Below are 19,856 nucleotides of genomic sequence, written 5' to 3'. Positions count from 1 at the left end.
TTTAAGCAAAATTGACGGCGACGCACGCTTTGCCGGGGCGCGCCGCATCGGCCCGGATCACAATTATGATCCCGGTCCGATTGGAATGCATCAGTAATTTACTTGTGCCAGAAGCCGGCGTGCGCCAGGCGCGCCTCGTCCTCGCGCATCGGGCCGATGACTTCGGTGGGACGCTGGCCGCGCGCGAACACTTCGCGGCAGGGCAGCGACAGGGTGGGATTTTCGGGATCGCTGCCGGTCAGTGCTAGCAGGCTGGCTTCGGACATCGCATACACCACGCGTCCCACGCCGCTCCAGTAAGTGCCGCCCGCGCACATGGCGCAGGGTTCGGCGTTGGCGTACAGCGTGGCCGTGGCCAGCTGCCCGGGGCTGTGGCGCTGCGATGCCTGACGCAGCGCGTTCATCTCCGCGTGCGCGGTGCGGTCGCTGCTGGAGGCGTTCATCGCTTCGGAGATCACCGTGCCGTCGGCGGCGACCACCATCGCGGCGAAGGGATGATGGCCTTCGTCGCGCGAGCGCTGCGCCAACGCCAGCACGCGGGTGAGGAATTCGTGGTCCTGGGCGGTGGCGGTCATGTGTTCTCCTGGTCGTTGCGCAGGACGCCGTAGCGCAGGTCCTGCTGTTTGAGGTAGCCGCGATAGGCCAGCGACATGCGGTCGCAGGCCACCGAGACTTCGGCGCCCGGTATCAGGGGCAGCCTGGCGGGACTCTGGCTTTCCAGTATCGGCCGGTCCTGCAGGAAGATGGTGTCCTGGAACTGGCGCAGTTCGTCGTCGCCGGAGGTGAAATCGTCCAGCGCCAGGATGATCCAGACGCGGGTGGTGGTTTCGGTCAGCGGTTGCAGCATCAGCGCGATGGCTTCGCGTACGCGGCCCACGGGATGCTTGGTTAGCACGGCGGTCAGTGGACGCACCACGCGGTAGGTGTATTCGATATCGGCGCCGGCGGTGGCGGCCTTGCTGGCCTGCGGCTGCCATGCGCGGCATTGTTTGGCCCAGATGCCGCTGCCGTATTCGGCATCGTCGAAATGTTCGACGGTGTAGTTGGCGATGGCGGCCTGCTCCTGCACGCCCAGTATGCCCTCGTGGACGAAGGCGAAATGCGCCATGTCGAGGAAGTTCTCGACGATGCGCGGCCCGCTGCTTTGCACGTCGTACGGTCCGCACCAGACCTTGCGCAAGGCAGGGTCGGCGAATTCGGGAAACAGCGGAGGCCTTGCCACGACAGGCTCGCCGAGGCAGACCCATACCAAGCCATGGCATTCCTGCACATGGTAGGTGGCGACTTGCGCCTTCAGGTTGGACTCGCCCAGTGCGGGCAAAGCGGGGATGTGCTTGCAGCGGCCTTCGGTGCCGAAGGTCCAGCCGTGGTAGGCGCAGCGCAGCGTGTCGTTGTGCAGGGCGCCCATCGACAGGCGGGTGCCGCGATGCGGGCAGCGGTCCTCCCACGCGTGCAGCGCGCCGCCGCTGTCGCGCCACAGGGCGAGGCGCGTGTCCAGCAGGTCGGTGGCCGTGATCGCGCCGGCCGCGATCTCTTGCGAGAGCGCGACCGGGTGCCAGTCGTTCAACAGGACTGGATCAGAGGTCATTTAGAAACTCACTTCGGAATCGAGCCTTCCACGCCCTGCACGTAGAAGTTCATCGACAGCAGGTCCTTCACCGGCGCCGCCACGCCAGCCGCGTACTTGATGACGCCCGACTGGTCCTTGATCGGACCGGTGAACGGCGCGAAGGTGCCGGCGGTGAGCGCGGCCTTCTTCTCTTCGAACGCCTTGGCCGCATCGGCCGGGACCACGGCGTTCAGCGCCGACATCTTGACCATGCCTTCCTTCATGCCGCCACGGTACTCGCCGGTTTTCCAAGTGCCGGCGATGACCGCCTTGGCGGTCTCGATGTAGTAGGGAGCCCAGTTGTTGGTGGCCGCGGTCAGGTGCGCCTTCGGTGCGAACTTGGACATGTCCGAATCCCAGCCGAACGCGTATACGCCTTTTTCCTGCGCCACTTGCAGCGTGGCCGGCGAGTCGGTGTTCTGCGCCATCACATCCGCGCCTTGCGCCACCAGGGTTTCGGCCGCCTGGCGTTCCTTGGCAGGGTCGTACCACGAGTTCACCCAGATCACCTTGGTCTTGACGCCGGGATTGACGCTCTGCGCACCCAGCGTGAAGGCGTTGATGTTGCGGATCACCTCAGGCACCGGGAAGGAGGCGATGAAACCCAGCGTCTTCGACTTGGTCATCTTGCCGGCGATGACGCCGTTCAGGTAGGCGCCTTCGTACAGGCGCGATTCGTAGGTGCCCAGGTTCTTGCCGGTCTTGAAGCCGGTGGCGTGCATGAACACCACGCCCGGCGTGGTCTTGGCGACCTTCTCGGTCGGGTTCATGTAGCCGAAGGAGGTGGTGAAAATCAGCTTGTTCCCTTCGGCCACCAGCTTGCGGATCACGCGCTCGGCGTCCGCGCCTTCCGGCACGTTTTCGACGTAGGTGGTCTTGACCTTGGCGCCGAGCTCCTTCTCCATCGCCAGGCGGGCCTGGTCGTGGGCGTAGGTCCAGCCGGCGTCACCCACCGGGCCGACGTAGACGAAGCCGATCTTCAGCGGCTCGGCCGCGAACACGGAGGCGGACATGCCGATGGTGGCGGCGGCCAGCGCGGCCACGGCCAGTACTTTGCGACGATTGATCATACGGTTTCCTTTGATGGGCAGGGTTTAGAAGTGGTATTCGGCGCGGACCATCGGCGTCTTGGCCGTTGCGCCTGGGTTGTTGGTGTCCGGGTTGCCGAACTTGTTTTTCCAGAACTGGTATTCGACGCCGACCTTGAAGGTGTTCTTCGGCGCGCTCACCACGGCGCTCATGTCGTACATGATCTGCATGTCGATGTTGGTCTCGCGCGCGGTGTCGCCGCCGAATTCGTTCTTGCCCTTGGTGCCGATGAAGTTGGCGAAGCCTTCGAACGACAGCGGGATGCCGATGTTGAACGGGATGCCCCATGCGGCGGTCAGCATCGGGTGGGTCTTGTAGGCGTAGCGCGGGGTGGCGGCGCCGGTGAAGGTGTTGAACGGCGCGTTGCTCTCCCACAGGGCGAGCAGGCTGACGTCGAGGAAGCCCGGCACGTCCATCATCAGTGTCGGGCCGGCGACGACCATGCGCTTCTTGGAGTTGTAGCCGGCGTCGGTCTTGCTGTTGAAATCGAAGCCCACCGTGGCGCCGACGCCGCGCACCGGACCGAAGGCCCAGCTGTTGCCGGTGACTTTGCCCAGGTCCAGCGTGTGGCGGTACAGCGCGTAGGCTTCATGCGCGCCGCTCTTGGCGCCGGCGGACGAAGGGTCCACTTCCGACGACATCAGGAAGTCGACGCTGAAGAAGTTCTTGCCGTACTTGTAGCCGGAGACGCTGCTCAGGTTGACGATGTTCTTGGTGATGTCCTTGTCGTTGAACGGTTCGGCGAACTTGGTGCCGTAGCGGTAGCTGAGCGAGGTGTCGCTCCAGTCGGCGGCGTGGGCGGCGCAGGCGCAGCAGGCGAGGAGGGCGAAGGCGGTGCGGGAGGCGAGACGGGACATCATGGAACTCCATTCAGTGAGATAAGGAACGACACGGTTTGTAATAACTTCTTTTGTATCCAATTCGTTTTTGTGATTGGATTCAATCTCATCGACATCTCTAGCAATTCCCGGGCCAAGCTAGTATCCGGATAGCGCCTCGGCCAGGTTCACTTTCTTGTCCTGCTCATGCAGGTGCAGGCGCGCTTCGATTTCCAGCAGGTGGTGCTCGATCAGATGGATGGCCTCCTTGACCTTGCGCTGCTCGATCAGCGTGGCCAGGTCCTGGTGCTCGTCGTTCTCGCACATGGTGGCGCCGGGCGCCTCGTACAGCGCGATGATCAGCGAGCAGCGCGACACCAGCTCCGCCATGAAGCGCTGCAGCACCTGGTTGCCGGCCAGCTCCGCCAGCAGGATGTGGAACTCGCCGCCGAGGCGTATCCAGCCGGCGCGGTCGCCGGTGCGGCGGGCCTGGTCCTCGGCGTGCAGCGCGGCGCGGATCTGCTTGAGCGAGGCGGGTGTGGCATTGCGTATCACCAGCGGCACGATCTCGCGCTCGATGGCGCGGCGGGCGGCGAAGATGTCGCGCGCTTCCTCCGGCGTGGGCGAGGCGATCACCGCGCCGCGATTGGGCCGCAGCTCGATGATGTGGTCGTGCGCCAGCCGTTGCAGCGCCTTGCGCACGGTGGTGCGGCTGACCTGGTACAGCTCGCAGAAATCGGCTTCGCCCAAGTGGGTGCCGGGCGGCAGGCGGTGGCTCATGACGGCATTGACGACCGCGCGGTAGATGCGCAGGTCGACGGCGGTGGTCCCGCGCTTGATGGCGGCAGGCGCTTCCGCGACGACGGCCGCGGTGGCGGCCTTGCGAGGTTTGCGTGTGCCTTGTAATGGCATTGATCGATTCTCCGTGAGGGTGGTGCTCACACTGCATAAAGCAGGAACCATGCTAACTGCATCGTGTACAAAGCTGCGTTGAAGCTGTCTTGTATTGTGTACGAAAATACTTTGTTTTGTCCTCATTTTTGAGCGCCACGCACATTTTTGGTGAGAATCTGTGTCATATTTAGTGCACTCTCCGGCCCAAAACAGGGCGTTTACGGCGGATCGCGTGTGGCATGCTAATTGCGTCTGTTTTTGTATTCAATTTGTATACGATGAGGGAAGCGCCGATGATAGAGCCGCGCCTGAAGATGCTGGGCATCTCCAAGATTTACCCTTCCGTGGTGGCCAACGCCGCGGTCGACCTGACCGTCATGCCGGGCGAGATCCACGCGGTGCTGGGCGAGAACGGCGCCGGAAAAAGTACGCTGATGAAGATCATCTACGGCGTGACCAAACCGGACGAAGGCCAGATCATGTGGGAGGGGAAGCAGGTCGACATCCACTCGCCGCACGACGCGCGCAAACTGGGCATCGGCATGGTGTTCCAGCACTTCGCGCTGTTCGAGACGCTGACCGTGGCCGAGAACATCGCGCTGGCGCTGGACGAGAAGATCGCACCGGCCGCGCTGGCGCCGCGCATCCGCGCCGTCTCCGAACAATACGGCTTGCCGCTGGATCCGCAACGGCTGGTGCACAGCATGTCGGTGGGCGAGCGGCAGCGGGTGGAGATCGTGCGCTGCCTGCTGCAGTCGCCACGCCTGCTGATCATGGACGAGCCGACCTCGGTGCTGACGCCGGACGCGGTGCTCAAGCTGTTCGAGTCCCTGCGGCGCCTGGCCTTCGAAGGCGTCAGCATCCTGTATATCAGCCACAAGCTCGACGAGATCCAGTCCCTGTGCGACAAGGCCACCGTGCTGCGCGGCGGGCGCGTATCCGGCACCGCCAACCCGAAGGAGGAAAGCGCCAAGTCGCTGGCGGAATTGATGATCGGCCGCGAGTTGCCGTTGTGCGTGCACAAGCCGCGCGAACCGGGCGAGGTGCTGCTGGCGCTCGACCAGCTCGATGTGCGCAGCGAAGATCCATTCGGCACGCGGCTCAAGGACGTCAGCCTGGAGCTGCGCAGCGGCGAGATCGTCGGCATCGCCGGCATCTCGGGCAACGGCCAGCAGGAGCTGTTGAAGGCCATCTCCGGCGAGCGCGCGCTGGCCGCCGGCAGCGGCGCGATCCGCCTGTGCGGCCAGGACGTGGGCAAGCTCGATGCCGCGCAACGGCGCCAGCTGGGACTTGGCTTCGTGCCCGAGGAACGGCTGGGACGCGGCGCCGCGCCCGACCTGTCGCTGGCCGACAACGCGCTGCTGACCGGCTATCTGCCGGCCGCCAACACCGGCATGGTCAAGCGCGGGCTGATACAGCGCGGCGCGGTGCGCGAGTTCGCGCGCAAGGTGATCGAGCGCTTCAACGTCAAGTGCGGCAGCGAGCAGTCGGCGGCGGCCAGCCTTTCGGGCGGCAACCTGCAGAAGTTCATCGTCGGCCGCGAGATCGCGCTGGCGCCCAAGGTGATGGTGTTCGCGCAGCCCACATGGGGCGTGGACATCGGTGCCGCCATGCTGATACGGCAGGCCATCATCGACATGCGCGACCAGGGCGTGGCGGTGCTGGTGCTGTCCGAGGAGCTGGACGAATTGTTCATGATGAGCGACCGCATCGCCGTGCTGGCGGACGGGCGCTTGTCGAAGGCGGTGCCGGCGGCCGGCACCAGCATCAACCAGATCGGCGTGTGGATGAGCGGCGATTTCGACTACCAGGGAGCAGAACATGTCGCGGCTTGAACAACGCCCGGAACCTTCGCGTTCGATGATGCTGGCGTCGCCGCTGATCGCGGCGGCGGCCATGCTGCTGACCGGCTCCGCGCTGTTCTTCTTCCTCGGACAGGAGCCGCTGCATGCCTTCTACGTCTACTTCATCAAGCCATGGACCACGCTGTACGGCGTGGGCGAGCTGCTGCTGAAGGCGACGCCGCTGATCCTGTGCGGCGTGGGCCTGGCGATCGGCTTCCGCGCCAACGTCGCCAACATCGGCGCCGACGGCCAGCTGACGGTGGGCGCGATCGCCGCCGGCGCGGTGGCGCTGTATTTCGACGAGGTGCAGGCGTGGTGGGTGCTGCCGCTGATGCTGGTGGCCGGCGCGCTGGGCGGCATGCTGTGGGCCGCGATTCCCGCGCTGCTGCGCACGCGCTTCAACACCAGCGAGATCCTCGTGAGCCTGATGCTGGTGTACGTGTCGTATCACTTGCTGAGCTATCTGGTGCACGGGCCGATGCGCGATCCGGCCGGCTTCAACTTCCCGCAGTCGAAGATGTTCAGCGACTCGGCCACCTTGCCGCTGCTGGTGGAGGGCTTGCGGGTGAACGCGGCCTTCATCCTGTCGCTGCTGGCGGCGGTGGCGGCCTGGTTCTTCTGCAAGCACACCTTCGCCGGCTACCGCATGCAGGTGAGCGGCATGGCGCCCGCCGCCGCGCTGTACGCAGGCTTCAGCGAACCGCGCAACGTGTGGCTGGCCTTCATGGTCAGCGGCGCCTTGTCCGGCATCGCCGGCGTGGGCGAGGTGGCCGGGCCGCTGGGGCAGATGCAGCCGTCGGTGTCGGCGGGCTACGGCTTCGCGGCCATCATCGTCGCGTATGTCGGACGCCTGCATCCGCTGGGCGTGGTGCTGTCGGCGTTGTTGATGTCGCTGCTGTACATCGGCGGCGAGACGGCGCAGATCGAGCTGCAGGTGCCGTCGGCGATCACCGGCATGTTCCAGGGCCTGCTGCTGTTTTACCTGCTGGCCGCGGACCTGTTCATCCACTACCGCTTCAAGCCGCGCGCGCGGCACCTGCCTGTCACCGTTGGAGAAACCGCATGATCAGCACCGAACTGTTAATCGCCTTCCTCGCCAGCACGGCGGGCGCCGCCACGCCGCTGGTGGTGGCCTCGATGGGCGAGTTGGTGACCGAGCGTTCCGGCGTGCTCAATCTGGGCATGGAGGGCATGATGCTGGTGGGCGCCGTGGTGGGCTTCGGCGTCACGCTGGGCACGGGGCAGATGTGGCTTGGGCTGCTGGCGGCGATGGTGGCCGGGATGCTGATGTCGCTGATCTTCGGCTTCCTGGTGCTGACGCTGCAAACCAACCAGGTGGCCACCGGATTGGCGCTGACCTTGTTCGGCATCGGCCTGTCGGCCTTCATGGGGCGCGGCTTTGTGGGGCAGACGGTGGAGCCGATGCCGCACCTGCATTTTCCGCTGCTGTCCGATTTGCCGTTCGTGGGGCCGCTGCTGTTCCGCTTTGACGCGATGGTGTATGGCTCGGTGGCGCTGGTGCTGCTGGTCGGCTGGATGCTGGCGCGCACGCGGCTTGGGCTGGTGATACGCGCGGTGGGCGAGTCGCCGCACAGCGCGCATGCGATCGGCTTTCCGGTGATCGGCCTGCGCTACGGCACGGTGCTGTTCGGCGGCGCCATGGCCGGCCTGGGCGGTGCCTACCTGTCGCTGGCGCTGACGCCGATGTGGGTCGAGGGCATGACGGCGGGACGCGGCTGGATCGCGCTGGCGCAGGTGGTGTTCGCGACGTGGAAGCCGCGCGGCGTGATGGTGGGCGCCTATCTGTTCGGCGGCGTGACGGTGCTGCAGTTCCACGGGCAGGGCATGGGGCTGGACATACCATCGGAGTTCCTGTCGATGCTGCCCTACCTCGCCACTATCGTCGTGCTAGTCATCATTTGCCGGAATCCGCAGACAATCTTGTTAAATAAGCCCATGTCCCTGGGCCAGAACTTCAAGCCGGATTGACACTTGTTGTATTTGCATTTTCAAAATTTGATTCAGGTCAAAAATCGACGATAAAAACCGGCAGTAAAAATTCCTGCGACAATTGGTGACTTTGTCGCAGGGTTAATCCCTTATTCTGGACGCATTGGCTACTGGCCAATGGCGCTCCCCAAAACCCGGCACGCCCTTTCCGTTTATTCAAAAAAGGAATGGCCATGCGCATCAATAGTCCAATCACCCAGAACGAATATCTGATGGAAGACGGCAAGACCATCGTCTCCAGCACGGATTTGCAGGGCAATATCAATTACGCCAATCCTTATTTCATCGAGGTTAGTGGCTTCACCGAGCAGGAGCTGATCGGCGCGCCGCAGAATATCGTGCGCCATCCCGACATGCCGGTGGAGGCGTTTGCCGATTTGTGGCGGACGATCAAGGCGGGCACGCCGTGGACCGGTTTGGTGAAAAACCGCTGCAAGAACGGCGACTACTACTGGGTGCTGGCGAACGTGACGCCTGTGATCGAGCAGGGCAAGCCGGTCGGCTACTTGTCCGTGCGGACCAAGCCCAGTCGCGAACAGGTGCGCGAGGCGGACGAGGTGTACCGCCAGTTCAAGGCGGGCAATCCGCGCCGGCTGCGCATCGTCAACGGGCGGGTGGTGTCGACCGGCGTGATGGCGCGGCTGGCGCGTTTGCTGGACATGTCGCTGGCGCGGCAGATCGGCGTGGCGACGCTGCTGACCAGCGGCGTGCTGGCCGTGCTGGCCTTTGCGCTGCTTGGCATGGACGACGCGGGCATCGTCGCGGCGCGCAGCTGGATGGGCGCGATGGCGATGATCGCGATGCTGGGCATGGCGTGGTTCGGCCGCAACCTGTACCTGAACGTGGCGCTGCCGCTGCGCCAGGCCACGCGGGCGGCGCGCATGATGGCGGGCGGCGACCTGACGGCGGCTTTTGACATCCAGCGCGACGATGAAGTCGGGCAGCTGCTGGTGGCGCTGCGGCAGACCAACGTCAACCTGCACAGCATCATCGGCGACGTGCGCGCCAACTTCGACCAGATCTCGCTGGCGACCGGTGAAATCGCGGACGGTAATATGGACCTGTCTGGATGCACGGAGACGCAGGCATCGAGCCTGCAGCAGACCGCGGCCAGCATGGAAGAGCTGACGTCGACCGTCCAGCAGAGCGCCAGCAACGCCGCCAGCGCCAATGAGCTGGCGGAGCGGGCGTCCGCGGTGGCGGCGCAGGGCGGCAGCATTGTGTCGCAGGTGGTGACGACGATGGACGACATCAGCGCATCGTCGAACAAGGTGCTCGACATCATAGGCCTGATCGAGGGCATCGCGTTCCAGACCAACATCCTGGCGTTGAACGCGGCGGTGGAGGCGGCACGCGCCGGTGAGGAGGGGCGCGGCTTCGCCGTGGTGGCCAGCGAGGTGCGCAACCTGGCGCAGCGTTCGGCCACGGCGGCCAAGGACATCAAGATCCTGATCGACCAGTCAATCGAGAAGGTGCAGGCCGGCGCCGCGCTGACCAGCAGCGCCGGCGTGACGATGAACCAGGTGATCGAATCGGTGGACCGGGTGTCGCGCGTGGTGGAGGAGATCTCGAACGCGACGCGCGAGCAGAGCGACGGCATCGTGCAGGTCAACCAGGCGGTGATACAGATCGACGACATCACGCAACAGAACGCGGCGCTGGTGGAACAGGCCGCGGCGGCCGCCGGCAATCTGGCGCAGCAGACGCGTTGCGTGTCGCAGGCGATGGCGGTGTTCAAGCTGCGCGGCGGGCAAGTGATGCGCCGTCCCGTCGCGGCGCCGGCCCGGCCGAAGCCGAAGCTCGAGCTGCTGGCCTGACGGTTTATCATGCTGGTTTGACGCGGCATTTCGGGAAGCAGCATGGACAAGGCGGTACGGGTGACACTGGCGGGGCAGGGATGGAGCTTCGACGCGCAAGCGCCGGCGACGGTGCTGCAAAGCGCGGAGCGCGCCGGCGTGCGCCTGCCCAGCTCCTGCCGCAACGGCACCTGCCGCACCTGCATCTGCCTGGGCGCCAGCGGCACGGTGCGCTACCTGATCGAGTGGCCGGGCCTGAGCGCGGACGAAAAGCGCGACGGCTACATCCTGCCCTGCGTGGCCATCGCCGAAACCGACCTGCTTATCGTGGCGCCCGCCGCCTCCAGGCTCCCGGCCCCACCTGGTACTGGCGCTTGAAGGCGCGGTTGAAGGCCGCTTCCGATTGATAGCCCACCGCTTCGGCGACGTCGCCAGCTTGCCGGCCGGCGTCCAGCAGGCGCGCGGCCTGCGCCATGCGCAGCTGCGCCAGCACGGCGGCAGGCGCGGCGCCGGCGGCCTGCTTGAACAGGCGCGCGAAGGTGGCGCGCGACATGTGGCATGCCGCCGCCAGTTGTTCCAGCGTCCACGCCCGCTGCGGCGCGGACAGCATGCCGTCCAGCGCGGCCAGCAGGCGGCGCTCCGCCAGCACGGCGAACAGTCCCGGTACCGCCATCGATTGTTCCAGCCAGCTGCGTATCGATAACGCGAACAAGGCCGACGCCAGCTGGCGCACGATGGCTTCCGAGCCGGCGCGCGGCGCTTCCGCCTCCGCCTGCAGCATGGCGATCAGGTGGTTCAGGCCTTGGGCGCCGGCGCGGTTCGTGGTGCGCACCACCAGCATGGGCGGCAGCGCGGCCAGCAGGCCGTTGGCGCCGTCGTCGTCGAAGCGGAATTCGCCGCACAGGATGTCGGTGGCGGGGCCATCGCCGTCGTTGCCTTCGTAGCGCAGCAGGCCGGGTCCCGCGTGCGTCGTCGAGGCCTGCGCCGGATCGCCGATGTAGAGACGGTGCGCAGCGCCGTGCGGGAAGACGATCAGGTCTCCCGCTTGCAGCGTCGTGCCGTCGGCATCGTCCACCAGCGCCGTGCCGCGCACGATCAGGTGGTAGGGCGCGATACCGCTGGCGCTCGCCGGGTGGTCCAGCACCCACGGCGCGCCGAAGTGGCAGCGCGTGTCCAGCGCGGTGCGCATCGGGTACAGCGAGAGCAGATGGCTGAGGGTGTCCATGGCGAACTTCGAATGAGACGAATGAGCAAATTGTAGCGCGAATCGGGCATTCAGGATCTTATTCGTCAGGCCTACACTGTTTCCATACCAACTCACCTGAAAGGAAACATCATGTCTCGTCTGACTACTCAAGCCGTCTCGGAAGCCACCGGCCACGCCGCGCAATTGTTCACCGCCATCAAGGGCTCGCTCGGCAAGGTGCCGAATGCCTATGTCACGCTGGGCACCAACAGCCCGATCGCGCTGGAAACCGCGCTGAATATGGACGCCGCGCTGCGTAAAAGCAGCCTGTCGGCGAAGGAAGTGGAAGTGGTCAAGCTGGCCGTGAGCCAGGATGCGCAGTGCGACTACTGCCTGGCCGCGCATACGCTGGCGGGCGCCAGGTCCGGCCTGGGCGGCGAGACGATGCTGAACGTGCGCCACGGCCAGGCCAGCGGCGACGCGCGCATTGATGCGCTGGCAGCTTTCGCGCATACCGTGTTCACCACCAGCGGCGAGGTGCCGGCGGAGGTGGTGGCGGCGGTCAAGCAGGCCGGTTACAGCGACGCGCAGATCGTCGATGCGTTGCTGGCGATCGCCACGATCACCTTCACCAACCTGTTTAACCGGGTGAACGCGACGACGCTGGATTTCCCTCCTGCGCCTTAAGCCTCTGGGCCGCCGTCGCCGCGTTTGCGCAGGCGGCTCAGCAGCGCGTCGGTCGATTCGCTGAGCGGCACGCCGTGGCGCCGCATCAGCTGGATGTTCAGTACCATGTTCTCCAGCACCAGCTTGGCCGCCACGGCCAGCAGCGTCAGGTGCTTGTCTTCCTCGCTGAAGCTTTCCATCGCCTCGGCCATCTCGCACAGGTGGTTGGAGATCAGGCCGCGCAGATCGTGCTCGTCGAACGGCAGGTCGGCGAAATCGATCGGATCTTCCTTCTCCACTTCCTCCATCAACAGTTCCAGCTCTTGTGGTGTGATCGTCATGCGGCGCTCCGTTAGTTGATGCGTTTTTATTTTATTCGATTCAGGCATAGAATCTGAGTTCCCGTCGAATGAGCCAACAAGCATAACGATGGCGCAACTCATTTTTACCCAGCAATTGGCCCGCTTCATGGACGTGCCGCAGGTGGAGACCAGCGCGCCGGACCTGCGCGGCGCCCTTGACGCCGCCTTCGCCGACCATCCACGGCTGCGCGGCTATGTGCTCGACGAGCAGGGCCAGTTGCGCGAGAACGTCGTCATCTTCATCGACGGCCAGCGCAGCCGCGAACGCAAGCTGTTGAACGATGCGCTCGCGCCGCATTCCAAAGTCTATATCCTGCAAGCTCTTTCTGGAGGTTGACATGTCTGACCGCGCCTACATCGGCACTCGCAAAGGACTGTTCGAGATCTACCGCACGCACGAGGCGTGGCATCTGGACCGGCAGCATTTCCTGGGCGATCCGGTGACGATGGTGTTGCCGGACCGGCGCGACGGCACCTTGTACGCGGCGCTGAACCTGGGCCACTTCGGCGCCAAGCTGCACCGGCGCGACCCGGGCAGCGAAGAATGGACCGAGGTGGCGGTGCCGGCGTTTCCTGTCAAGCCGCAGGACTCGACCGATCCGGTGGAGTGGACGCTGAAGCAGATCTGGTCGCTGGCGGCGGGCGGGCCGGACCAGCCGGGCGTGCTGTGGGCCGGCACCTTGCCGGGCGGCCTGTTCCGCTCGAACGACCGGGGCGACAGCTGGCAGTTGGTGGAATCGCTGTGGAATGTGCCGGAGCGCTCGCAGTGGATGGGCGGCGGCTACGATGTGCCGGGCATCCACAGCATCTGCGTCGATCCACGTAACAGCAAGTCGGTGCTGGTGGGGATTTCTTGCGGCGGCGCCTGGCTGACCAACGATGGCGGCGAAAGCTGGAGCATGCGCGCCAAGGGCATGCTGGCCCGCTACATGCCGCCGGAATTGGCCGAGACGCAGCAGGTGCAGGATCCGCATCGCATCGTGCGTTGCCCGTCCGAGCCGGACAAGCTGTGGTGCCAGCATCACAACGGCATCTGGCGCAGTGTCGATAACGGCGCCAACTGGACCGAGGTGATCAGCGCGCCGCTGTCGAATTTCGGTTTCGTGACGGCCGTGCACCCGCAGGACGGCGAGACGGCGTGGTTCGTGCCGGCCGAGGCGGACAGCAAGCGCTTCGCCGCGCACGCGGCGCTGGCGGTCACGCGCACCACCGACGGCGGCAAGACTTTCACCGCCTGGCGCGGCGGCCTGCCGCAGCAGCATTGCTACGACCTGGTGTACCGCCACGGGCTGGCCGTCAGTGATTGCGGACAGATACTGCTGATGGGATCGACCACCGGCGGGGCCTGGCTGTCGGAGGACGGCGGCGGTCAGTGGCAGACCATCTCCACCACCTTGCCGCCGATTTACTCGGTCAGCTTCGCCTGATTAGTTGGCGTAGGCCAGGAACATATCGACGGTCGCCTCGACCACTTTTTTCTGCGTGGCCGCGTCCAGCGGCGGCTGGTTGAGCGTCACTTGCGGCCAGAAGGCGAAGGTCTTCAACTGGCCGCTCAGCATTTGCGGCGCCAGCACGGGGTCGGCCTTGAGCAGCTTGCCGTCTGCCTGGGCGGCGCGCAGCCAGGCCGTGGCTTCCTCTTCCTTGCGGCTCAGCCGCGTCACCATCTCCTGCGCCCGCTCGGGCGAGTGGATGGACTCGGCGATCGCCACCCGCGCCAGGTCCAGGAAGTAACTGTCCTGCAGCATGGCCATCTTTTTCCACAGCAAAGCCAGCAGCTGCTCGCGCATCGGGACGGCCGGATCGTAGGGCTGGTGCTCCTGCGCCATCGAACTATTCCACAACTCATGCAATATCTGCGCGAACAGTTCGTCTTTACTGGGGAAGTGGTTGTACACCGTGCGCTTGGACACGCCTGCGGTGGCGGCGATCTTGTCCATGCTGGTCGATTCGAAACCGCTGACGCGGAATTCCGCGATGGCGGCGTCGACGATGGCCTGGCGTTTGCGGTCGGTCAGTTTGAGGGGCAGGTTCATGGCTTTATTTTACACCGGCTAGTTTACTTTTTAAAAGATAAGAACTACACTGTGTAGTGTACATTCTCAACTCAGGAGTTGCCCGTCATGGCTTATCAATCCGCTATCGCCGAATCCGACCTCGACGGCTTGTCCGTGCCCAGCGCGCCGCGCACGCGGGATGGCAAGTTCCGCAATCCGGTGAAGATGCACAAGATGGGCTTCATCCAGTCGCTGGGCGTCATGCTGCGCTTCGCCTTCGACAAACCCAAGGATACCGTGCCGCGCCAGGCCATCCCCGTTCATGCGATCACGCAGCAGCAGTTATTGGATGCTCCGGATCGCAGCCTGTTCCGCCTGGGACACTCGACGGTGCTGCTCAAGCTCAACGGCCATTTCTGGCTGACCGATCCGGTGTTTTCCGAGCGCGCGTCGCCGGTGCAGTGGGCCGGACCGCAGCGTTTCCATGAGACGCCGATCAGCATCGAGGAGCTGCCCGCGATCAAGGGCATCATCCTGTCGCACGACCACTACGACCATCTGGACTACGCCGCCGTGATGAAACTGGCCGCCAAGACCGAGCACTTCATCACGCCGCTGGGCGTGGGCGACCGCTTGATGAGCTGGGGCATTCCGGCCGCCAAGGTGCGGCAGCTGAGTTGGTGGGAATCGACCCATGTGGCGGGTTTAAGGCTGGTGGCGACGCCGGCGCAGCACTTCTCGGGCCGCGGCCTGAGCGACCGCAACAAGACGCTGTGGGCATCGTTTGTGATCGAGGACCGCGATATAAAGGTGTTTTTCAGCGGTGATAGCGGTTATTTCGACGGTTTCAAGGAGATTGGCCGCCGCCATGGGCCGTTCGACCTGACCATGGTGGAAACCGGCGCCTACGATCCGCAATGGCCGGACGTGCACATGCAGCCGGAGGAATCGCTGCAGGCGCACATCGACCTGCGGGGCAAGGTCATGCTGCCGATTCACAACGGCACCTTCGACCTGTCGCTGCACGCCTGGCACGACCCGTTCGACCGCATCCACGAGCTGGCGGCGGAACGCCGGTTGCCGCTGGCCACGCCTGAAATCGGCAAGGCGCTCGATATCCACCAGCCGCTGGCGGATGGCCGCTGGTGGGACGAGGTAAAGGCATTGGAAGCGGCAATGTCCGCCAGCTAAAACCGGTGGGGTCAAGTCTGGCAATCGGACACGAGCTCTGCGGTAGGCGCGCGCCTACCGCAGAGCTCGTGTCCGATTGCCAGACTTGACCCCACCTTACGGTTGAGCTCGTGTCCGAATGTCAGACTTGACCCCAATTAGGCGTGACCCCAATTAGGCGACGATATTGATCAGCTTGCCGATGGTTTCGCCTTGGGCGTTGATCTGCGGCTTGGGCGGGGCGGTCAGGTCGGCCGGCAGTACCTGCTCGGCGCGGGAGGGTTTTTCTATCGCATTGTTCAAATTCGGGGCCGGCGTCGCCTTCAGCGGCGGTGCGGATGCCTGGGCGCTTTGCTGCTGGGTATCGCTCAGCGTCTGCTTGTCCTTGGTCAGCTGCACCCGGCTCTGCTCCAGCCGGCTGGCGTCCTGGTTCACGCGCGACTGGTCCGCTTGCACCTGCCTTTCGGCCTGTGCAATCGATGCCTGCAGCGCACTGACGGACGTTACGGAAGCCACGGTCTAACTCCTAAGCAAGAATTCCAGGCATGGTAAGGCAGAATCGTATTGAGCACGATCAATTGAAGAGTAGGCCACAAAAACAAAAAAGGCAAGGCTGACCACGCCTTGCCTGTGAGGGAGAGAGGTTGCTTAGAAGCGGTACAGCACCGATGCTTCCCAGGTGCGGCCAAACAGCGGACGCGCGTTGATCGGCCCGGTGCCGCCGGCGGTCAGGCGGGAATTGCCTTCGGTCAGGCCCAGTTCGTTGTTGAGGTTGGTACCGGCCAGGCGCACTTCGATCTTGTCGCCCAGCGAGAACAGCACGCCGGCGTCGATGGTGCGGTACGACGGCAGGTATTGCTGGTTGGCCTGGTCAGCCCAGCGCTCGCCGATCGAGGTGTAGGTGGCGTAGAGCTTGGCCGAGTTGCCGTCGCCGAAAGGAATCCGGTAGGTCGGCGTGAAGCGGAACTGCAGCTTCGGCTGGCGCTGGACGGTTTTGCCGGCGGTCTGCGGATTGTCGCGGTATTCCGATTTCTGGTAGTCGCCGGTCAGCGCCAGTTGCAGGTTTTCGATCGGGCGCACGGCCAGTTCGAATTCCAGGCCGTTGCCCTTGGAGCCGCTGATAGAATGCAGTTCGCGGCCATCGGCCAGGATCTGCGTGAACGCGATGCCGTCGAATTCCGTGTGGAAGGCGTTGATGTAGGCGCTGTACAGCTGGGTCGCGGTCTTGAAGCCGATTTCGTACTGGCTCACTTTCGGCGTCGGCAGGATGCTGCGGTCGTTGGCGGTCTGCTGGTTGCCGGCGCCGCGCAGGTCGTCGAACGAGATGAAGGTGTGGCCGCGGTTGGCGCGCACGAACACGGCCGTATCCTTGGCCAGCTTGTAGTTGCCGCCGATGGTGAAGGAGTTGGCGCTGTCGGTGCGGCTCAGGTAGGTGTTGGAACCGTCCGGCATCGAGGTGCCGTTGTTGTACACGGTCAGCGGATTGTTGTCGGTGTCGCCCGAGGTCAGGTTGGAGATCGTGCCGCTGATCTTCTGCTGTTCATGGCGCATGCCGAAGTCGACCTTGATGCGGTCGTTGACCTTCCACTCGTCCGAAATAAAGCCGGCGGTGTTGCGGCCGTCGTACGAGGCGACCGGTGCGTAGAACACATTGCCGTCGGTGCCGTTCTTCGACACGACCACGCCGTTGTTCAGGGTCACATTGATCAGGCTGGCCTGCGGCACGGCCGACATCAGATGGCTGTTGCCCAGGTACCAGACGTCATGCGACGAGTAGTCGGCGAAGTAGCCGCCCACGGTGAGCGTGTGGCCGTGGCCGATATCCTTGCTGACACGCAGTTCGTCCGTGAACGATTTCAGTTGTTTTTCCACCGACCACAGGCCGGCCTGCACCACCTGCTGGTTGCCCTCGACCGCGCCGCCGTGCACGTAGGTGGCGGTGCCGGCCGTGGCCAGCTTGCCGCCGGCCGCAGCGACCGTGGCCGCGTTGCCGTTGGCCGAGGCGATGGCGGCCTTCAAATAGTCGTTCATCGACAGCGGGTTGTTACCGGTGAACATGGCGTTGGTGTTGAGGTCGCCGTCGAAGCGGTTGAACTTGTTCGATACGCTCCACTCGCCGATCTTCTGGTCGAAGTCCGCGCCGAACACGGTGGCTTTCAGGCCGCGGCCGTCCGCCAGGTCGCGGTTCAAGGTCTTGCCGGGCGCCGCTTCGATGGTGAAGTTGCGCATCTCGCCGCTCATCAGTGTGCCGGTCAGCGGATTGAAGCCGGGGAATTCCGAGATCGTGTGGCCGCCGTTGCTGGAGATCAGCGGCACGCCGGTGTAGAACGCGTTCTTGTCGTCGGTGTTGCGGACGTACATGGTCAGCTTGCCGTCGTCGAGCTTGCGCGTCAGCGTGGCGGTCAGCTGGTGGCCGTCGTCAGCCGGGAAGCCGGCGTCGCGCACGCCGTCGGTCTTGCGGTAGAAGCCGCCGACCGAGCCATACCAGCCGTCGCTGATTTTGCCGCCGTAGAACATGTCGACGCGGCGCAGGCTGCCGGTGCCTGTGGTGAAGCGCACCGAGCCTTCCGGCGTGTCGCTGCCTTCCTTCAGGATGAAGTTCATCGTCGCGCCGGGCTGGGCGTTGGACCAGATGGTGGACGGGCCGCCGCGCAGCACTTCAACGCGCTCGACCGTGTCGTCCAGGCGGAAGGCCGACGAGCCTTCGAAGAACGACAGCGTCGGCGGCGGGAAGATCGGGTTGCCCATCAGCTGCACCGAGACGAACGGCGAATCGCTGCCGGACGGGAAGCCGCGCACCTCGATGTTGGCGCCGGACTGGCCGCCGGTCGATTCCGCATACACGCCCGGCACGATTTTCATGATGTCGGCGGTGCTGCTGGGCGAGGCTTGCTTCAGTTGTTCTTCGGTGGCGGTGGTGATCGAGAAGGCCGAGTCGACCTTGCGCACGCCGCGCGCCGAGGCCACGCCGGTAACGACCACTTGCTGGACTTCGGCGGCGACTTCCTTGGTGGTGGAAGGTTCGGCGGGGGCGGCGCTCTGGGCTTGCGCGGCGGCCTGGTTGACGAGCGTGAGGACGGCAGCCGTGACTGCGGATAACAAGAACGGATTCTGGCTTTTCATGTGGTCTGTGCTTTCTTATGGTGTAAATCGTCTCCTGGACGGCGCGCCACCAGCAAAAACGGCCTGCGGTAGTTCCATCCCCATCTTCCACGATTCGTGAAGATGGGCCATTGAAACAAGAAATGATATCGATGTCAATCGAAATGTTATCGATGTCATTTTTCGCGACAAATGAAAATTTTCTGTCATAATGCGTGCGCACACCCTGTTTCCAACCTATGAGCGATCAATGCCTTCGAATAAGTCTGTAGCCCGCAAAGCCGAAACAGCATTGACGATGGAAGACCTGGCCAAGCTGGCCGGCGTCTCCAAGATCACCGTTTCACGCGCCCTGCGCGACAGTCCGCTGGTGACGGCGGAGACGCGGGAGAAGATCCGCACCTTGGCGAACGAGCAGGGTTACCGTTTCAATGTGAGCGCGCGCAACCTGCGCATGGGCCGCAGTTATTCGGTGGCGGTTGTGGTGGAAATGACACCCGTGCGCGGCCGGCCGATGTCCGACCCGTATCCGCTGGAGCTGTTGGGCGGCATCACGCAGGAGCTGACCACGGCCGGCTACAGCGTGGTGCTGACCTCCAAGCAGTTGATGAATACCGCGCCGGTGCAAGGCGCCGACGGTTTGATCCTGCTGGGCCAAGGCTCGCACGGCGAAGCAGTGCGCACCTTGCAGCAGACCGGCATGCCGCTGGTGGTTTGGGGCGCGCCGGAAGCCGACACCGACTACATCGTGGTCGGCTCGGACAATCGGAAGGGCGGCATCAGCGCCGCCGAGCGCTTCATCGCGCAGGGCCGGCAGAAGCTGGTGTTCCTGGGCGACGTCGATCACGCCGAGGTGCAGGAACGCTGCGCCGGCTTCATCGACGCGATGGGCGGGCGGGCGACGGTGCACATCATCCGTCCCAAGGCCTTCACCTTCGAGGCGGGTTTCGACAGCATCTCGGCGCTGTTGAAAAAGAAGGGCGCCATATTCGACGGCGTGTTTGCCGCCAGTGACTTGCTGGCCATGGGCGCGATCCGCGCGCTGGCCGAGAAGAATTTGCGGGTGCCGGAGAATGTCTCCGTCATCGGCTACGACGATACGCCCGGCGCGGCCAGTTTCGTGCCGCCGCTGACCAGCGTGCACCAGTATCTGCGCGACGGCGGCGTTTTGTTGGCCAAGAAGATGTTGGGCCTGATCGAAGGCCAGCCGGTGGCATCCGAAATGCTGCCGACCACCTTGATGGTACGCCAGACCTAGTTTCCCCTTGAATTAAGCTGAAAACCTCAAAAAACCGGCTTTTCTCAAAATTCAAACC

20 protein-coding genes are annotated in these 19,856 nt (G+C 64.5%); 10 read left to right on the top strand and 10 right to left on the bottom strand.

Annotated elements, in window-relative coordinates; genetic code table 11:
• Positions 1 to 98: 98 nt before the first annotated feature.
• The 5 genes from GTP90_RS18060 to GTP90_RS18040 all read right to left on the bottom strand — a co-directional run bounded on the left by GTP90_RS18060 (position 99) and on the right by GTP90_RS18040 (position 4,428).
• On the bottom strand, positions 99 to 575 hold the full coding sequence (locus GTP90_RS18060) for a nucleoside deaminase (protein WP_161084863.1): 477 nt from the start codon (positions 573 to 575) through the stop codon (positions 99 to 101).
• Positions 572 to 1,588, bottom strand: coding sequence for an aromatic ring-hydroxylating dioxygenase subunit alpha (locus tag GTP90_RS18055; protein WP_161084862.1), 1,017 nt, complete (start codon positions 1,586 to 1,588; stop codon positions 572 to 574). Before GTP90_RS18055 ends, GTP90_RS18060 begins: the two co-directional genes overlap by 4 nt.
• A gap of 8 nt (positions 1,589 to 1,596) precedes the next feature.
• On the bottom strand, positions 1,597 to 2,679 hold the full coding sequence (locus GTP90_RS18050) for a BMP family ABC transporter substrate-binding protein (RefSeq protein WP_161084861.1): 1,083 nt from the start codon (positions 2,677 to 2,679) through the stop codon (positions 1,597 to 1,599).
• Between the two features lie 24 nt (positions 2,680 to 2,703).
• The gene (locus GTP90_RS18045) at positions 2,704 to 3,555 is read right to left on the bottom strand and encodes an outer envelope protein (RefSeq protein ID WP_161084876.1); all 852 of its coding nucleotides are present in this window, start codon (positions 3,553 to 3,555) and stop codon (positions 2,704 to 2,706) included.
• A gap of 120 nt (positions 3,556 to 3,675) precedes the next feature.
• Complete coding sequence (locus GTP90_RS18040; protein ID WP_161084860.1) at positions 3,676 to 4,428, bottom strand: GntR family transcriptional regulator; 753 nt, start codon at positions 4,426 to 4,428, stop codon at positions 3,676 to 3,678.
• A gap of 275 nt (positions 4,429 to 4,703) precedes the next feature.
• Here GTP90_RS18040 and GTP90_RS18035 point away from each other — a divergent pair, with 275 nt between their 5' ends.
• From GTP90_RS18035 to GTP90_RS18015, 5 genes are all read left to right on the top strand, one after another.
• Positions 4,704 to 6,245: an ABC transporter ATP-binding protein gene (locus GTP90_RS18035; RefSeq protein WP_161084859.1), complete on the top strand. Its 1,542-nt coding sequence runs from the start codon at positions 4,704 to 4,706 to the stop codon at positions 6,243 to 6,245.
• Positions 6,232 to 7,320: an ABC transporter permease gene (locus GTP90_RS18030; RefSeq protein ID WP_175048134.1), complete on the top strand. Its 1,089-nt coding sequence runs from the start codon at positions 6,232 to 6,234 to the stop codon at positions 7,318 to 7,320. Before GTP90_RS18035 ends, GTP90_RS18030 begins: the two co-directional genes overlap by 14 nt.
• Positions 7,317 to 8,243 (top strand): ABC transporter permease, encoded by a 927-nt coding sequence (locus GTP90_RS18025; protein WP_161084858.1) that lies wholly within the window; start codon positions 7,317 to 7,319, stop codon positions 8,241 to 8,243. Before GTP90_RS18030 ends, GTP90_RS18025 begins: the two co-directional genes overlap by 4 nt.
• Positions 8,244 to 8,437: 194 nt before the next feature.
• Entirely contained in the window at positions 8,438 to 10,081 is a 1,644-nt protein-coding gene (locus GTP90_RS18020; protein WP_161084857.1) for a methyl-accepting chemotaxis protein, read from the top strand.
• A gap of 42 nt (positions 10,082 to 10,123) precedes the next feature.
• A complete protein-coding gene (locus tag GTP90_RS18015) occupies positions 10,124 to 10,438 on the top strand; it encodes a 2Fe-2S iron-sulfur cluster-binding protein (protein WP_161084856.1) in 315 nt (104 codons plus the stop codon).
• Here the strand turns inward: GTP90_RS18015 and GTP90_RS18010 are convergent.
• Positions 10,383 to 11,285 (bottom strand): AraC family transcriptional regulator, encoded by a 903-nt coding sequence (locus GTP90_RS18010; RefSeq protein ID WP_161084855.1) that lies wholly within the window; start codon positions 11,283 to 11,285, stop codon positions 10,383 to 10,385. The genes GTP90_RS18015 and GTP90_RS18010 overlap by 56 nt on opposite strands.
• A gap of 111 nt (positions 11,286 to 11,396) precedes the next feature.
• Here GTP90_RS18010 and GTP90_RS18005 point away from each other — a divergent pair, with 111 nt between their 5' ends.
• Positions 11,397 to 11,933 carry a carboxymuconolactone decarboxylase family protein gene (locus tag GTP90_RS18005; protein WP_161084854.1) on the top strand — a complete coding sequence of 179 codons (537 nt, stop codon included), beginning with the start codon at positions 11,397 to 11,399 and terminating at the stop codon, positions 11,931 to 11,933.
• On the opposite strand, the gene GTP90_RS18000 is transcribed toward GTP90_RS18005, so the two are convergent.
• On the bottom strand, positions 11,930 to 12,253 hold the full coding sequence (locus GTP90_RS18000) for a hypothetical protein (protein WP_161084853.1): 324 nt from the start codon (positions 12,251 to 12,253) through the stop codon (positions 11,930 to 11,932). The genes GTP90_RS18005 and GTP90_RS18000 overlap by 4 nt on opposite strands.
• A gap of 88 nt (positions 12,254 to 12,341) precedes the next feature.
• Between GTP90_RS18000 and GTP90_RS17995 the strand changes: the two genes are divergently transcribed.
• Entirely contained in the window at positions 12,342 to 12,611 is a 270-nt protein-coding gene (locus tag GTP90_RS17995; protein WP_161084852.1) for a ubiquitin family protein, read from the top strand.
• Position 12,612: 1 nt separating this feature from the next.
• Positions 12,613 to 13,701, top strand: coding sequence for a WD40/YVTN/BNR-like repeat-containing protein (locus GTP90_RS17990; RefSeq protein ID WP_161084851.1), 1,089 nt, complete (start codon positions 12,613 to 12,615; stop codon positions 13,699 to 13,701).
• Here GTP90_RS17990 and GTP90_RS17985 read toward each other — a convergent pair whose 3' ends face one another.
• Complete coding sequence (locus GTP90_RS17985; protein WP_161084850.1) at positions 13,702 to 14,307, bottom strand: TetR/AcrR family transcriptional regulator; 606 nt, start codon at positions 14,305 to 14,307, stop codon at positions 13,702 to 13,704.
• Positions 14,308 to 14,394: 87 nt separating this feature from the next.
• On the opposite strand from GTP90_RS17985, the gene GTP90_RS17980 reads away from it, so the two are divergent.
• The gene (locus GTP90_RS17980) at positions 14,395 to 15,459 is read left to right on the top strand and encodes an MBL fold metallo-hydrolase (RefSeq protein ID WP_161084849.1); all 1,065 of its coding nucleotides are present in this window, start codon (positions 14,395 to 14,397) and stop codon (positions 15,457 to 15,459) included.
• Between the two features lie 153 nt (positions 15,460 to 15,612).
• On the opposite strand, the gene GTP90_RS17975 is transcribed toward GTP90_RS17980, so the two are convergent.
• Both GTP90_RS17975 and GTP90_RS17970 read right to left on the bottom strand, forming a co-directional pair.
• Positions 15,613 to 15,954, bottom strand: a complete 342-nt coding sequence (locus GTP90_RS17975) for a hypothetical protein (RefSeq protein WP_161084848.1) — start codon at positions 15,952 to 15,954, stop codon at positions 15,613 to 15,615.
• A gap of 132 nt (positions 15,955 to 16,086) precedes the next feature.
• Complete coding sequence (locus GTP90_RS17970) at positions 16,087 to 18,561, bottom strand: TonB-dependent receptor (RefSeq protein WP_161084847.1); 2,475 nt, start codon at positions 18,559 to 18,561, stop codon at positions 16,087 to 16,089.
• Between the two features lie 229 nt (positions 18,562 to 18,790).
• Between GTP90_RS17970 and GTP90_RS17965 the strand changes: the two genes are divergently transcribed.
• The gene (locus GTP90_RS17965) at positions 18,791 to 19,798 is read left to right on the top strand and encodes a LacI family DNA-binding transcriptional regulator (protein ID WP_161084846.1); all 1,008 of its coding nucleotides are present in this window, start codon (positions 18,791 to 18,793) and stop codon (positions 19,796 to 19,798) included.
• Positions 19,799 to 19,856: the final 58 nt, after the last annotated feature.

It is taken from the genome of Duganella vulcania (assembly GCF_009857655.1).
GTDB classification, from domain to species: Bacteria; Pseudomonadota; Gammaproteobacteria; order Burkholderiales; family Burkholderiaceae_D; genus Rugamonas; species Rugamonas vulcania.
Note: the sequence above shows the minus strand (reverse complement) of the source record. Positions and strands in the feature narration are given on the sequence as shown.